Raw genomic sequence first — 12650 nt, forward strand, 5'->3', positions numbered from 1 at the left:
CGGGTCATGCGGGCGCGGTGGTCACTGCGCCCGCATGAACTCCTCGGCCGCCGCGACCTGCTCGGCGGTCGGGCGGATGCCCGTGTAGAGCACGAACTGCTCGAGCGCCTGCAGCGTCGCCACCTCGGCGCCGGTGATGACGGTCTTCCCGGCCTCGCGCCCCGCCGCGATCAACGGCGTCTCGGCAGGCAGGGCGACGACGTCGAACACGACGGATGCCGCAGCGATCTGCTCCTCGGTGAACGACAGCGCATGCTCGTCCGCCCCACCCGCCATGCCGATCGGCGTGATGTTCACGATGATGTCGGCGGTCGCGGCATCCGCATCGGCCTTCCAGGCGAACCCGTAGAGGTCGGCGAGCCCCCGACCGCGCGCTTCGTTGCGGGCGGCGATGGTCACACGAGCGAAGCCTGCGTCACGGAAGGCGGCGGCCGTGGCCTTCGCCATTCCGCCCGAGCCGCGCAGCAGCACGGATGCCGAGGAGTCGAGCGAGTTGCGCTCGATCAGCTGGGCGATCGCGCTGTAGTCGGTGTTGTAGGCCGTGAGCACCCCGTCGTCGTTCACGATCGTGTTCACCGAGTCGATGGCGGTCGCAGAGGGATCCATACGGTCGACGAGCGCGATGACGTCCTCTTTGTAGGGCATCGAGATCGCGCAGCCGCGGATGCCGAGACCCCGCACGCCGGCGATCGCCTGGCCCAGGTCGGTCGGCGCGAACGCTTTGTAGATCCAGTTGAGGCCGAGCTCTTCGTAGAGGAAGTTGTGGAATCGCGTGCCGTTGTTGCTCGGGCGTGCAGACAGCGAGATGCACAGGGTCATGTCCTTGTTCAGCATGGTCACCGCACCAGGCTACTCGGGGACTCTGCTGCATCCGACCCACTGATGACCGCGATCGTCAACCCCCCTTGGCGGGATCCGATTCCCTCCCCTAGGGTGAAGCTGCATGCACAGGGGATTGATCGTCTTCGTCTTCCCCAGAGACGAGCTGCCTTCCCCAGAGGCAAAGGCGATTCGTGCATGCGATTGGGCCCTCTCGAGTAGTTCTGTCCCCAACGGATTGCTCGAGAGGGCCGCTATCGTTTGTCTTCTTCTCACAAGTTTTCGGATTTGTCCCCCAAATGGGGGACAAACGCGTGCCGGAGGGGTTAGGCTGGAATCTGACGCACCCTCCGGTCGTCTTCGGCCCTCATCGCTCCCCCCGCGGTGAGGGCCACACCATTTTCTGGGCGCGTTCGTGTGCCCCCTCGTGTGACCGCGGATGACCGCTCATGCAACATTTGGGTTACGGGCTGACCTCGGGACTTCCGCTCAGCGCGTGCTCCACTAGCGTGGAGCACGTCGGGGCATCCTGCGTCGGCTTCTTTCCAGCAGAACAGGCAGTACATGAGCACCCAGGGCACGGTTAAGTGGTTCAACTCGGAGAAGGGCTTCGGCTTCATCTCCCCCGACGACGGCGGCGCTGACGTTTTCGCGCACTACTCCGCCATCGAGTCATCCGGCTACCGCTCTCTTGAAGAGAACCAGCGAGTCGAGTTCGACGTGGCGCAGGGCCCCAAGGGCCTGCAGGCTGAGAACATCCGTCCGCTCTGAGAGCGGACGTCATAGAACTCCCCGACCGGAGGCCCGCACTCGTTGCGACCCTCCGGCGGGGAGTTCTGTGCTTTGTGGGCGATCTCGCGGGCTCACGCTCGCTCGACGGACGTGCCCGGACACCCTCCCGGGAGGAGATCTGCCTCTCAGGAGGAGATCTGCGGGCTGAGGCTCCTCCCCAGGGAGAGTTCTCCTCCGGAGGCGGCGCGCCCGCCGGTCAGTTCAGCAGAAGCGCGCGCAACTCGTCGGGCGATGCGGCGCGGAAGGCCGCCTCGTCGCCTTCATGCGTGTCGCTGAAGCCCCACTCGACGAAGATCACCGGGACGCCGTTCGCGTTGCCGCCCTCGACATCGTGGTGACGGTCGCCGATCAGCACCGGACGCGAGACGTCGGCGCCTCGGTCGGCCAGTCGGCGCAGCGCCTCGGCGACGATGTCGGTCTTCGACGCGAGGGTCGATTCGTCGGGTGTCGCGCCCACGGTCGTGACGAAGTACGGGCGGAGTTCGAAGAAGTCGATGATCGCGTCGACCTGGATCTCGGGCTTCGAGCTCGCGGTCGCCTGCGGGATGCCGGCGTCGTGCAGGTCGCGGATGATCTCGGGCACGCCGGGGTACGTTCTGACATCGGTCGTGTAGCCGTCGGCCTTGCCGAGCGTGCGGTAGAAGCTCACGGCCTCGGCGGACTGCTCGGGGGTCATGCCCGCCTGCGCCTGGAACGACTGGAACATCGGCGGCCCGATCCAGTGCACCAGCTGCTCGCGCGTGGGAGCAGGGTGACCGAAGTGCGTGAGGGCGACGTTCAGGCGGCGGAGGATGCCGACCGACGCGTCGGCGATGGTGCCGTCGACGTCCCAGAGCACGCACGAGTAAGGGGAAGAAGCCATGCCTTCCAGCCTATGGGCAGTGCGCGAAGCGACCGAACGCCGTGAACATCTGTGCAGCTCGCCTCAGAAGAGGCGGGGGATGCCGGACTCGATGCCCTTCATGTCGTCGTAGTCAAGCACGAGGCAGCGGATGCCGCGGTCCTCGGCCAGCACACGCGCCTGCGGCTTGATCTCCTGCGCGGCGAAGACGCCCTGCACGGGGGCGAGGTGCGGATCGCGGCCCAGCAGCTCGAGGTAGCGGGTGAGCTGCTCGACGCCGTCGATGTCGCCGCGGCGCTTGATCTCGACTGCGATGGCCGCGCCGTCGGCATCCCGCACGAGGAGATCGACGGGGCCGATGGCCGTCGGGTATTCGCGGCGCACCAGCGTCGCACCGTCCGAGATGCGGTCGACCTGCTCGGCCAGGAGGCGCTGCAGGTCGGCTTCGACGCCGTCCTTCTGCAGCCCGGGGTCGACGCCAAGGTCGTGGTTCGTGTCGTGCAGGATCTCGTAGATCTGCACGCGAAGCGCGTCGCCGGTCTTCTTGTGAGTGACACGCCAGACCTCGGTGACGCCGGCGATCGACTCCTCCTCGCCCGGCTCCTCGGAGGCGAGCGAGCAGGGCGGGCTCATCCAGTTCAGCGGCTTGTAGCTGCCGCCGTCGGAGTGCACGAGCAGACTCCCGTCTCCCTTGTGCACGAGCAGACGCGTGGCAAGCGGAAGGTGGGCATTGAGCCGGCCCGTGTAATCCACGGAGCAGCGGGCGATGACGAGACGCACCCGTCGAGCCTACTTCGTCGGGCGCACTCCTTCTGCGGCGGCGGGCTGACTCGACATCTCGTCTGTGCGCAGGGGACGGGCGGCACCCGAGAAGAGGCCGGACAGCACGACCAGTCCGACCAGGATGTAGAGCGTGTTGAGCAGGCCGATGTGCTCGCTGATGAAGCCGAGCACCGGAGGGCCGCCGAGGAAGGAGATGTAGCCGATCGTCGCCGCGGCGCTCACGCGCGCGGCGGCCTTGGCCGGGTCGTCTGCTGCGGCCGACATTCCGAGCGGGAATCCGAGCGATGCGCCGACGCCCCACAGGGCCGCACCCACGAAGACCAGCGGGAGGCTGGGCGCCAGGATGAACAGCAGGATGCCGGATGCCGCGGCGACCGAGAGGATGCGCAGCACCGCGACGCGTCCGAACCGGTCGACGAGCGGGCCGCCGAACACGCGGACGACGGTCATCGCGACCGAGAACGTCGCGAGGGCCGCGGCGCCCAGTGCGGTTCCGCCGCCGTGGTCCTCCGCGACACCGAGAGCCAGCCAGTCGTTGGCGCCGCCCTCGGCGAACGACATGCCGAGCATCACCACGCCGATCGCGTAGGTACGCGGCTCGCGCCAGGCTGACAGGGCGACATGCATGCGCTCGCGCCAGTGCACCTTCTCGCCGTCGTCGGTCGTCGGGTCGAGCGCTTCGGCGCGGCGTGGGACGCTGGCGATGCTGATGACGCCGATGGTGGCGATCGCCACCGCGACGACGAGCGTGTGCGTGAAGACGTTGATCTGCAGCTGGGCGGCCAGGGCGCCGAGGCCGGCGCCGATCACGGTGCCGAAGCTGAAGAAGGCGTGGAAGAGCGGAAGGATCGTCTTGCCCGAGTGCTGTTCGATCGCGGTGGCCTCGACGTTCATCATGACGTCGACGCAGCCGTTGCCCAGGCCGAACAGCACGAGACCGATCAGCACCACCGGGTACGAGCCCAGCACGTTGGCACCGATGCCGATCAGGGCGACGCCGGAGGCGAACGTGAAGATCGACACCATCATGCCCAGGCGCGCGCCGGTGCGCGCCATGATCGCGGGGCTGGTCGAGATTCCGATGATCGACGCGATCCCCGCGCCGAGCAGCAGCATGCCGACCTGTGCCTTGTCGACCTCGAGCGCGAGCTTGATGTCGGGGACACGCGATGCCCAGGTGGCGATCGACAGACCGCTGGCGAGGAAGATCGCGAAGATCGCCGTGCGCCAGCGCACGTACTGCGATCGAGAAAGAGCCGTGTCCATGGTGCACAGCATATCGAATCGATTCGATGGACGGGAACCGGGGGAGCTATCCTCGGAGTATGACGAGTCATGAGACCCCGCGCCGAGCGACGATCGCCGATGTCGCCCGCGCGGCGGGAGTCGCGACGTCGACCGCCTCCGTCGTCTTCAGCGGCAAGACCAACGTCGCACCGGCGACGCGCGAGCGGGTGCTCGCCGCAGCGGCCGAACTCGGCTACGCCGGGCCCGATCCGCGCGCCGCCTCGCTGCGCCGGGGACGCAGCGGCATCGTGGCCGTGGTGCTCGAGGGGCATCTGCGCGCCGCCTTCCTCGACCCGGTGACGACCGCCATGATGGACGGCCTCACCGACGGGATGGCCGACCTGAGCGCCGGCATCCTGCTGATGCGCGACGAGCCGGGCGATGACGGATCATCGCTCTCGAGCGCGCCGGTCGACGCGGTCGTGCTCATCGGATGCTCGGGGCGCGCCAAGGCATCGCTCGACATCGTCCGCAGCCGTGGACTTCCCGTGGTCGTGATCGAGGGCGACGCCGGAGAGGGCATCCCGAGGATCACCCTCGACAACGCCGCCGCTGCCGCGGACGTCGCCCGGCACCTGCGCGATCTCGGCCACCGCGACGTGGCGCTGGTCACACTGCCGCTCGACACGGGCCGCGAGCGGGGCCCCGTCACGCAGGAGCGCATCGATGCGGCGACGGTGGATGTGACGATCGATCGCCTCGCCGGCATGCGCGAGATCTTCCCGGATGCACCGGCGATCTCGGCGGGAGGCAGCTTCATCGACGAGGGCCTCCTTGCGGGGCGGACGCTGCTGGCGGATGCCGAGACCAGGCCGACGGCGATCCTCGCCCAGAGCGATCTCATCGCGGTGGGCGTCATCCGTGCGGCGGAGGAGCTGGGGCTGCGGGTGCCCGAAGACCTGTCGGTCGCCGGCTTCGACGGCATCGCCGCCGACGGGCTCGGCGACCTCGTGCTCACGACCAGCGTGCAGCCGGCGGTCGAGAAGGGGCGTGCCGCGGGTGAGCAGGTCGCGCGGATGCTGCAGGGTGAGCCGGGCCTCACCCTGCACCTCACCTGCCGGTTCCGCGAGGGCACCACTACGGCGGCGCCCGCCCGCTGAGCAGGCGGCGGACGTGTGGGTGGGGCGAGACGGGTTCGCGCCACTCCACGAGCGAGGGACCTCGGGGGTCAGGAGCGCTGCGGACCCAGCGGCAGCGTCTCGGTGCCCAGATCGAGGATCGAGTACCGACCGCAGTCGACGACGCTCTCGGGGAGAACCGCTTGCGGCGGGTCCCACGGCACCGTCTGCGAATCCTCGACGAGGAACGACACCTCGCCGACTGCGAAGTCCGTGCGGTCGACCAGCCAGGCATACGCGTCGAGCTGATGATCGACCTGCACGAGCTGTGAGGGATCGATCGGCCAGGTGCAGCTTGGGCAGGCGCACTGTCCAGAACTGCCCGGCACCGGTGCGACCGGAGGCGTCGACCCAGTCGGTGACGCAGGTGAGATCGGCATCGGGCCGGGTTGCGGCATCCGCGAGTCGAGGGATGCTGAGCCCTCCGGCGACGAGCAGCAGGACACCGACCATCACCGCCGCGGGTCGCCGCACACGGTCGCCGACCTTCAGGGCGTGCGGAGCGGCGACGAGTGCGAGCACCGGTGCGAAGGCGAACGGCTGCAGATAGCGTGCCGCGTGGGTTCCCAGCATGACGGCACCGACCACGACCATGACCGGCGCGACCCACGCCATCGCCGCGACCAGCCGTGAGCCGGGGTCGCCCGCCCGCACGGTGCGCACGACGGCTGCGACGATGAGTGCGGCAGCGATCAGCAGCCCGATCACGCCGAGGGGGCTCTGCATCCGTTCGCCGACGAGCCGGCCGTAGTAGTCGATCGATTCGTGCCACTGCCCGGGCTGTATGTAATCGACGCCGGTCTTCGTGATCCATGCCGCGAGCGGAGTACGTGACAGGAATCCGAGCGTGGTGCCGGCGAGCAGCACCGCGATGATGACCGGCGCACGCGAGCGCAGCCCTGGGGAGACCGACGCGATCGCCAGCAACATCACGAGCGGAATCGTCGCCCACGCCGCGTAGAGCGGGTTCGAGAGGGTCGACACGAAGGCGACGACGCCGAGTCCGATCGACGGCCACGCCATGAGCGCGCGGCTGTCGATCATGCGCCGCACGATGCCGATCGTCAGGACGGCGGCGACGACGGTCGCGGAGTAATAGGTGGTCGTCAGCTGCAGCGACGCGAGGTCGAGCGCCTCGCGCGACGCCGAGACGTCGGTCATCGCGAGCACCCCGAACACCGAGAGTGCGAGCACGGACCAGGCAACGGGGGCCATGCCGGCACGGGCGCGGCCGGCTGTCAGACGGATGGCGCCGTAGAGGGCGAGCAGGTTGACGACCGCGCTGATCGCGAAGAGACCGCTCGCATCGACGGGCACCGCTGCGTCGAGGGCGGTGAACGCTGCGGACTCGGGCAGGAACAGCACGCTCGACATCGCCCAGTCGAGCGGTTCGCCGGAGAGCAGCGAGCGGGCGAGCATCGCGACGACCATCGAGTCGCCGTCGCGGAAGAGCAGATCTGCTCGGGCCGACGACGCGACCTCACCGGCGGTGACGAGCGACACAGCGGCAGCGCCCAGCCAACCAGCCGGCTCCCGCACCCACGCCCGCGTCACGGGGCTACTCTGCCACGACCGCCGCGAAGACTCCGGTCTTCGTGGATCAGCTGATCAGCCGATCTGCGACCTCAGATCCCAGACCTCTTCGAGAGGAGCGGTTCCCTCGGCGCCATCCGCATCGCGGAAGAGCTCGACGAAACGCCCGATGTCGGCCTGCCAGGCGTGATCGGCCGGGTCATCCTCGAGCGCGGCGACCGCAGCGTCCCAGTCGTCGCACTCGACCAGGTGGAAGAGGCGGTGGCCGGATCGCCAGATGGTCCAGTCGTGGATGCCGATCCGCGAGAAGGTCTCAGCGAGGGCATCGGGGATGCGCGCGTGGTTCGTGCGGTAATCGTCGATCGCGCCGTCGCGGATCTCGGAGTGCAGGGCGATGCGCATGGGTGTGCCTTTCAAGCCAGGGGGCGGAACGAGATCGCGACGGGGGTCGCGGCATCCGCCACATCGACCAGGATGGCACCGTCGACGCGCTCCGCGGAAACCCCGGTGTCACCGATACGGGCCGTCTGCTCGTCGAGGAGGCCATCGGGATCGGGCAGGCGAACGCTCCCGTTCTGATCGATGACCGCGTGCACCGCGTCGTCGGTGCGCGTCCAGCGCAGCCAGGGTTCGTCGGACGCCCGCAGTCGCTCCTCCGGTCGCGCGCCGAAGACCGCGTGACCGTGACGGCTGTTCCACTCGCCGAGGCCCTCGAGGGTCTGCCGCTGGAGCTCGGGGATGCGCCCGGATGCCTCGAGCCCGATGTTCAGCAGCAGATTGCCGCCTCTCGAGACGACGTCGACGAGCAGGCGCACCGCCTCATCTGCCGACAGCAGGTGCTCTCTCGTCTCATTGCGGTTGTGCCCGAAGGAGAGACCGATGCCCCGGGTGTTCTCCCACGCCTCGCCCACCTCGACCGCCGTGCCGTGCACGTACTCGCTGGTGCGGAAGTCCCAGTGCGACTCACCCCAGCGGTCGTTCACGACGCCCTCTGGCACTCGCGCGTAGAAGGTCTCGAATGCGTGCGCGAGACTCTTGGGTCCCGGTGCGATGCCGGCATTCGGCCAGCGGATGTCGCCCCACAGGATGTCAGGTCGGTATCGGTCGATCAGGTCGATGACGTGGTCGTGCGCATACTCGGCGTAGGCGAGGTCATCGGGGGCGGGGTCGCCGTCGTGCTCGATCGGCGGAAGGTCGGAGAAGTGCCAGTCGAGCCCGCCCGAGTAGTAGACGCCGAAGCGGAGTCCCGCGGCGCGGGTGGCCTCGGCGAAGGCCCCGATCAGGTCCTGCTGAGGCCCGCGTGCGACGGTGTTGCGTCCGTCGGTGCCCGGTGCGTCCCACAGGGTGACCCCGTCGTGGTGCTTGGTGGTCGGGATGAAGTAGCCGGCTCCCGTCGCCGCGACGACCGCGAGCACCTCGTCGGCGTCGAACGCCTCGGCCTTCCACTGGTCGAGGAAGTCGTCATAGGGGGCTCCGCCGTGCACCTCCTGCTGATGCGCGTGTGCGGGGGAGCCTTCGATGCGGATCGTGTTCGCGTACCACTCGGCGTAGGGATTGTGGGCGTACCACTGCTCTCGCGGCACTGCCCCGAGTTCGCCTGTCGGCTCGGCCCACGCGGGCACGGAGTAGGGGCCCCAGTGCACGAATATCCCGAGCGCCGCACCGCGGAACCACTCGGGCAGGGGCCGTTCGAACTCTCGGTAGGCCTCGGGGCGAACGGGGTCGGTCTCGAACATCGCCATCGGAAAACACCTTTCATCACACCCTTGTGAACCGTTTCGTCTATCACGTATCCTATAGGAAATCTTGAACTCAAGGGAGAGCTTCGATGACTGACGCAGGATTCCGCCGCCCCACCGACCGCATCCCCGGCGGTGAGTGGTTCAGCGGCGCGGGCTTCGGCATCTTCGTGCACTGGGATCAGGCCTCGCAGCAGGGGATCGAGATCTCCTGGCCGCTCGTCGGCCGCTCGATCATCCCCGGCGAGGACGCCGTCGAAGATGCGGTGACAGTCGCCCAGTATCAGGCGACGGCGCCGACGTTCGACCCGACGGAGTGGGACGCCGCCGATCTCGCCCGCCGCGTGCGCGACGCGGGCGCGACCTATGTCGTCTTCACCGCACGCCACCACGCCGGCTACAACATGTTCTTCACCGAGCAGTCCGACTTCGGCGTCGAGCACGGCCCCTTCGGCCGCGACATCACACGCGAGTTCGTCGACGCCGTGCGGGCCGAGGGGCTGAAGGTCGGCATCTACTACAGCCTTCCCGACTGGAACCACCCCGACTACCCGGCGTTCCGCGACGAGGACCTGCCGTACAAGCTCGAGCACTGGCCCGCCGCGGGGCTGGCCGAGTTCGCCGACACCCCGGATGCCACCGATCGCCATCGTCGCTCGTCGCCGGAGGAGTGGTCGCGCTATCTCGAGTACGTCCGCGCGCAGCTCACCGAGCTGCTCACGAACTACGGACAGATCGACCTGCTGTGGTTCGACGGAGACTGGGAGCGCTCGGCGGTGGAGTGGACCTCTCCCGGCCTGCGTCGACTGATCAAGGAACTGCAGCCGCACGTCGTCATCAACGATCGTCTTCCCGGTCAGGGCGACTACCGCACGCCGGAGCAGGGATTCCCGCTCACCCCGCCGACCGGTCCATGGGAGCTGTGCCTGACGATCGGCGATCACTGGGCATGGCGCAGGGGGCCCGACAACGAGAAGTCCGCGCGGTCGCTGCTCGTCACCCTGATCGACGTCGTCGCCCGCGGAGGCAACCTGCTGCTGAACGTCGGCCCCGGCCCCGACGGCACGCTGCCCGCGGTCGAGCAGGAGCGTCTGCAGGAGTTCGCCGAGTGGATGCAGTCGCACGCCGAGGCCGTGATCGGCGTCGAGCCCACCGTGGGCATCGACTTCCACGGCCCGACCACCGCCCGTGCCGGCCGTCTCTACCTGCACCTGACCGCGCTGCCGGTCGAGGAGATCATCGTGCGCGGGCTGCCGGTGCGTTCGATCACCCGAGTGCATCGCCTCGCCGACGATCTCGAGCTGCAGCATGACGCCAGCTTCGAGGTGCACGAGGCGTCCATCGCGGGCGACGACCTGGGCGAGCTGCGAATCGTGGCACCCGCACCCAGCGGTGCGCTGATCGACGTCATCGCCATCGACTTCTCCGAGTAACCGCACCACCCGAGCGACACCCCCTCACCCATCGCATCGAATCAGCATCCAATGAAGGAGGCAGACAGAATGAATGCACTCTCATCCCGACGCGCGAAGCGTCTCGTCCTGACCGGGGCCGCGGGCCTCACCGTGGTCGCCCTCGCCGGTTGTGCCGGGGCATCCGCCGGAGGCACCGGCGGATCCGGCGGTCCGCTCGTGCTCTACACCTGGGCCGCCAGCGAGGGCGACCAGGCGCAGTGGGCCGACTTCATCGACGGCGCGCAGGTCGAGGATCCCGACCTCGACATCTCCGTCGAGGGCCCGAGCTTCTCGGACTACTGGACCAAGGTGAAGACCCGCCTCAGCGGATCGAACCCGCCCTGCCTGCTCACGACCCAGGCCGCGCGCGCACAGGAGCTGGGCGACCTGCTCATGCCTCTCGACGATCTGATCGAGAAGAGCGGTTTCGACATCGACAGCATCGACGCCTCGATGCTCAGCGGCATGACGGTCGACGGGACGATCCGCGCGATCCCCTATGACGCCGAGCCGATCGTGCTCTTCTACAACGTCGAGGCGTTCCAGGCGGCAGGGCTCGAGCTGCCCGGCACCGAGTACACGCGCGACCAGTTCATCTCGGACGCCAAGGCGCTCACCGACGGAGAGAAGAAGGGGCTCGCGCTCGCGCCGGGCATCTTCATCCCCAACGCCTGGTCGCTCGCCGACGGCGTGCCCGCCGTCACCGAAGACGGCGAGCTCGACCTCACGAACTCCGATTTCGTCGACCAGATCCAGAGCTTCTTCGACCTCGTCTCGGTCGAGCAGGTCGCGAAGGCTCCCGAAGCCGCCGACGGCTCCGAAGTGTCGCAGCAGGCGTTCACCTCGGGCGAGGTGCCGATGCTCATCGAAGGCCCCTGGATGTACGGCAGCTTCGCCGACGCCGCCGACTTCACCCTGGGCGTCACGATCGTCCCGTCGACGAGCGGGACGGCAGCCGCGATGACCGCAGGCTCGGGATTCGGCATCGCTGCGAACTGCGACCGCCCCGATGAGGCCTTCGCCGCGATCGAGGCGCTGACCTCGGTGTCGGTGCAGGAGAAGCAGGCCGAGGCCCGTGGCATCGTCCCCTCTCGCATCGAGGCGCTTCCGGCCTGGGCCGAGGGCAAGACCGAGGGTGCCGCCGACGTCGTCGAGGCACTCCTCGCAGACGCGACGCCGCAGCGCACCACCTCGACCTGGAACCAGGTCGAGACCCTGATGACCCAGTACGGAGTGCAGGGCTACCGGGGTGAGCTGACGGCTGCGGAGATCATGGAGACGATCCAGAACTCGGTCGCGGGCTGAGCGGATGGCGATCATGAGCGACCGGAGTGAGGCGACGGCCTCCTCTGCGATGCCCGGCGTGGCGGGGGTGCCGATCGGTGCCCCCGCCCCGCGGGCTCCACGTCTGCGACATCGGCGCGGCGACGGCTGGGTCGCTGTGGCCTTCCTCGCCCCGGGGTTGATCGGGTTCGTCCTGTTCATCCTCACTCCGCTGTTCGGATCGGCCTTCATCAGCCTGTTCGACTGGAAGCTGTTCGGCAGCCCCGACTTCATCGGGTTCGAGAACTACGTCAAGCTGTTCCGCGACCCGACGTTCTACACCGTGCTCGGCAACACGCTCATCTTCGCGGTCGTCTACACGGCGCTGAACCTGTTCGTCGCCCTCACCATCTCGCTGTGGCTGAACACCCGCATGAAGGCCGCGGGCGCGTGGCGGGTCATCTTCTTCCTGCCCGTGATCACCCCGATGGTGGCGAACGCGCTCGTGTGGCGGCTGCTCCTCTCGCAGGACGGACTCGTCAACTCGATGCTCGCGACCGTCGGCATCGACGGCCCCAACTGGCTGTCCGACTCGGCGTGGGCGCTGCCCTCGGTGATCGCGATGTCGGTGTGGCAGTCGTTCGGCTACAACGTGATCGTCCTGTCGGCCGGCCTCAGCGCGATCCCGAAGGAGCTGCTCGAGGCGTCCCGCATCGACGGCACCTCGGCCTGGCAGCGGCTGCGGTTCATCATCCTGCCGCTGCTGTCGCCGTCGCTGTTCTTCTGCTCGACCATGACGATGATCGGCGCGTTCCAGGTGTTCGTGCAGCCGCTGTTCCTCACGCAGGGCGGGCCGGGCGAGAGCACCAACACGTTCGTGCTCTACCTGTATCGCAACGGGTTCGTCTTCGATCGGCTCGGCTACGCATCCGCCCTCGCGTGGATCCTCTTCCTCGTCGTGATGCTCATCACCGCCCTGCAGTTCGTCGGCCAGCGCAGGTGGGTGAACTATGAGTGACGT

At 68.4% G+C, this 12650-nt stretch carries 13 protein-coding genes; 6 read left to right on the plus strand and 7 right to left on the minus strand.

Features of this window, described 5'->3' with window-relative positions; all coding sequences use genetic code 11:
- Nucleotides 1-21: 21 nt before the first annotated feature.
- Nucleotides 22-840, minus strand: a complete 819-nt coding sequence (locus tag AC04ME_RS01490; RefSeq protein ID WP_311877743.1) for a shikimate 5-dehydrogenase — start codon at nt 838-840, stop codon at nt 22-24.
- 543 nt (nt 841-1383) lie between these two features.
- On the opposite strand from AC04ME_RS01490, the gene AC04ME_RS01495 reads away from it, so the two are divergent.
- Nucleotides 1384-1590 (plus strand): cold-shock protein, encoded by a 207-nt coding sequence (locus AC04ME_RS01495; protein WP_042540947.1) that lies wholly within the window; start codon nt 1384-1386, stop codon nt 1588-1590.
- Between the two features lie 217 nt (nt 1591-1807).
- On the opposite strand, the gene AC04ME_RS01500 is transcribed toward AC04ME_RS01495, so the two are convergent.
- The 3 genes from AC04ME_RS01500 to AC04ME_RS01510 form a co-directional block, all read right to left on the minus strand.
- The gene (locus AC04ME_RS01500) at nt 1808-2473 is read right to left on the minus strand and encodes an HAD hydrolase-like protein (protein ID WP_056375075.1); all 666 of its coding nucleotides are present in this window, start codon (nt 2471-2473) and stop codon (nt 1808-1810) included.
- Between the two features lie 63 nt (nt 2474-2536).
- The gene (nucS, locus tag AC04ME_RS01505) at nt 2537-3232 is read right to left on the minus strand and encodes an endonuclease NucS (protein ID WP_042540943.1); all 696 of its coding nucleotides are present in this window, start codon (nt 3230-3232) and stop codon (nt 2537-2539) included.
- Nucleotides 3233-3241: 9 nt separating this feature from the next.
- The gene (locus tag AC04ME_RS01510) at nt 3242-4501 is read right to left on the minus strand and encodes an MFS transporter (protein WP_475433206.1); all 1260 of its coding nucleotides are present in this window, start codon (nt 4499-4501) and stop codon (nt 3242-3244) included.
- A gap of 59 nt (nt 4502-4560) precedes the next feature.
- On the opposite strand from AC04ME_RS01510, the gene AC04ME_RS01515 reads away from it, so the two are divergent.
- Entirely contained in the window at nt 4561-5622 is a 1062-nt protein-coding gene (locus AC04ME_RS01515; RefSeq protein ID WP_056375080.1) for a LacI family DNA-binding transcriptional regulator, read from the plus strand.
- A gap of 68 nt (nt 5623-5690) precedes the next feature.
- Here the strand turns inward: AC04ME_RS01515 and AC04ME_RS01520 are convergent, their stop codons facing one another.
- Entirely contained in the window at nt 5691-5903 is a 213-nt protein-coding gene (locus tag AC04ME_RS01520; RefSeq protein ID WP_475433208.1) for a hypothetical protein, read from the minus strand.
- Nucleotides 5904-6211: 308 nt separating this feature from the next.
- Between AC04ME_RS01520 and AC04ME_RS01525 the strand changes: the two genes are divergently transcribed.
- Nucleotides 6212-6391: a hypothetical protein gene (locus AC04ME_RS01525; RefSeq protein ID WP_475433210.1), complete on the plus strand. Its 180-nt coding sequence runs from the start codon at nt 6212-6214 to the stop codon at nt 6389-6391.
- Nucleotides 6392-7248: 857 nt separating this feature from the next.
- Here AC04ME_RS01525 and AC04ME_RS01530 read toward each other — a convergent pair.
- Both AC04ME_RS01530 and AC04ME_RS01535 read right to left on the minus strand, forming a co-directional pair.
- A complete protein-coding gene (locus AC04ME_RS01530; protein ID WP_056375084.1) occupies nt 7249-7575 on the minus strand; it encodes an L-rhamnose mutarotase in 327 nt (108 codons plus the stop codon).
- Nucleotides 7576-7586: 11 nt separating this feature from the next.
- Nucleotides 7587-8915 (minus strand): alpha-L-fucosidase, encoded by a 1329-nt coding sequence (locus tag AC04ME_RS01535; RefSeq protein ID WP_079111918.1) that lies wholly within the window; start codon nt 8913-8915, stop codon nt 7587-7589.
- Nucleotides 8916-9001: 86 nt separating this feature from the next.
- Between AC04ME_RS01535 and AC04ME_RS01540 the strand changes: the two genes are divergently transcribed.
- The 3 genes from AC04ME_RS01540 (at nt 9002) to AC04ME_RS01550 (ending at nt 12647) form a co-directional block, all read left to right on the plus strand.
- Nucleotides 9002-10345, plus strand: a complete 1344-nt coding sequence (locus AC04ME_RS01540; protein ID WP_042540932.1) for an alpha-L-fucosidase — start codon at nt 9002-9004, stop codon at nt 10343-10345.
- Nucleotides 10346-10414: 69 nt separating this feature from the next.
- Nucleotides 10415-11671, plus strand: a complete 1257-nt coding sequence (locus AC04ME_RS01545) for an ABC transporter substrate-binding protein (protein WP_231567560.1) — start codon at nt 10415-10417, stop codon at nt 11669-11671.
- A gap of 13 nt (nt 11672-11684) precedes the next feature.
- Nucleotides 11685-12647: a carbohydrate ABC transporter permease gene (locus AC04ME_RS01550; RefSeq protein ID WP_079113854.1), complete on the plus strand. Its 963-nt coding sequence runs from the start codon at nt 11685-11687 to the stop codon at nt 12645-12647.
- The last annotated feature ends 3 nt before the right edge of the window (nt 12648-12650 follow it).

Source organism: Microbacterium sp. LjRoot205, from assembly GCF_056175745.1.

Bases quoted from the DNA above. Each gene is read 5' to 3' on its own strand.
- AC04ME_RS01495 (WP_042540947.1), top strand. From the start codon at position 1,384: ATGAGCACCCAGGGCACGGTTAAGTGGTTCAACTCGGAGAAGGGCTTC.
- AC04ME_RS01500 (WP_056375075.1), bottom strand. From the start codon at position 2,473: ATGGCTTCTTCCCCTTACTCGTGCGTGCTCTGGGACGTCGACGGCACC.
- AC04ME_RS01510 (WP_475433206.1), bottom strand. From the start codon at position 4,501: ATGGACACGGCTCTTTCTCGATCGCAGTACGTGCGCTGGCGCACGGCG.
- AC04ME_RS01515 (WP_056375080.1), top strand. From the start codon at position 4,561: ATGACGAGTCATGAGACCCCGCGCCGAGCGACGATCGCCGATGTCGCC.
- AC04ME_RS01525 (WP_475433210.1), top strand. From the start codon at position 6,212: ATGACGGCACCGACCACGACCATGACCGGCGCGACCCACGCCATCGCC.
- AC04ME_RS01530 (WP_056375084.1), bottom strand. From the start codon at position 7,575: ATGCGCATCGCCCTGCACTCCGAGATCCGCGACGGCGCGATCGACGAT.
- AC04ME_RS01535 (WP_079111918.1), bottom strand. From the start codon at position 8,915: ATGGCGATGTTCGAGACCGACCCCGTTCGCCCCGAGGCCTACCGAGAG.
- AC04ME_RS01540 (WP_042540932.1), top strand. From the start codon at position 9,002: ATGACTGACGCAGGATTCCGCCGCCCCACCGACCGCATCCCCGGCGGT.
- AC04ME_RS01545 (WP_231567560.1), top strand. From the start codon at position 10,415: ATGAATGCACTCTCATCCCGACGCGCGAAGCGTCTCGTCCTGACCGGG.
- AC04ME_RS01550 (WP_079113854.1), top strand. From the start codon at position 11,685: ATGAGCGACCGGAGTGAGGCGACGGCCTCCTCTGCGATGCCCGGCGTG.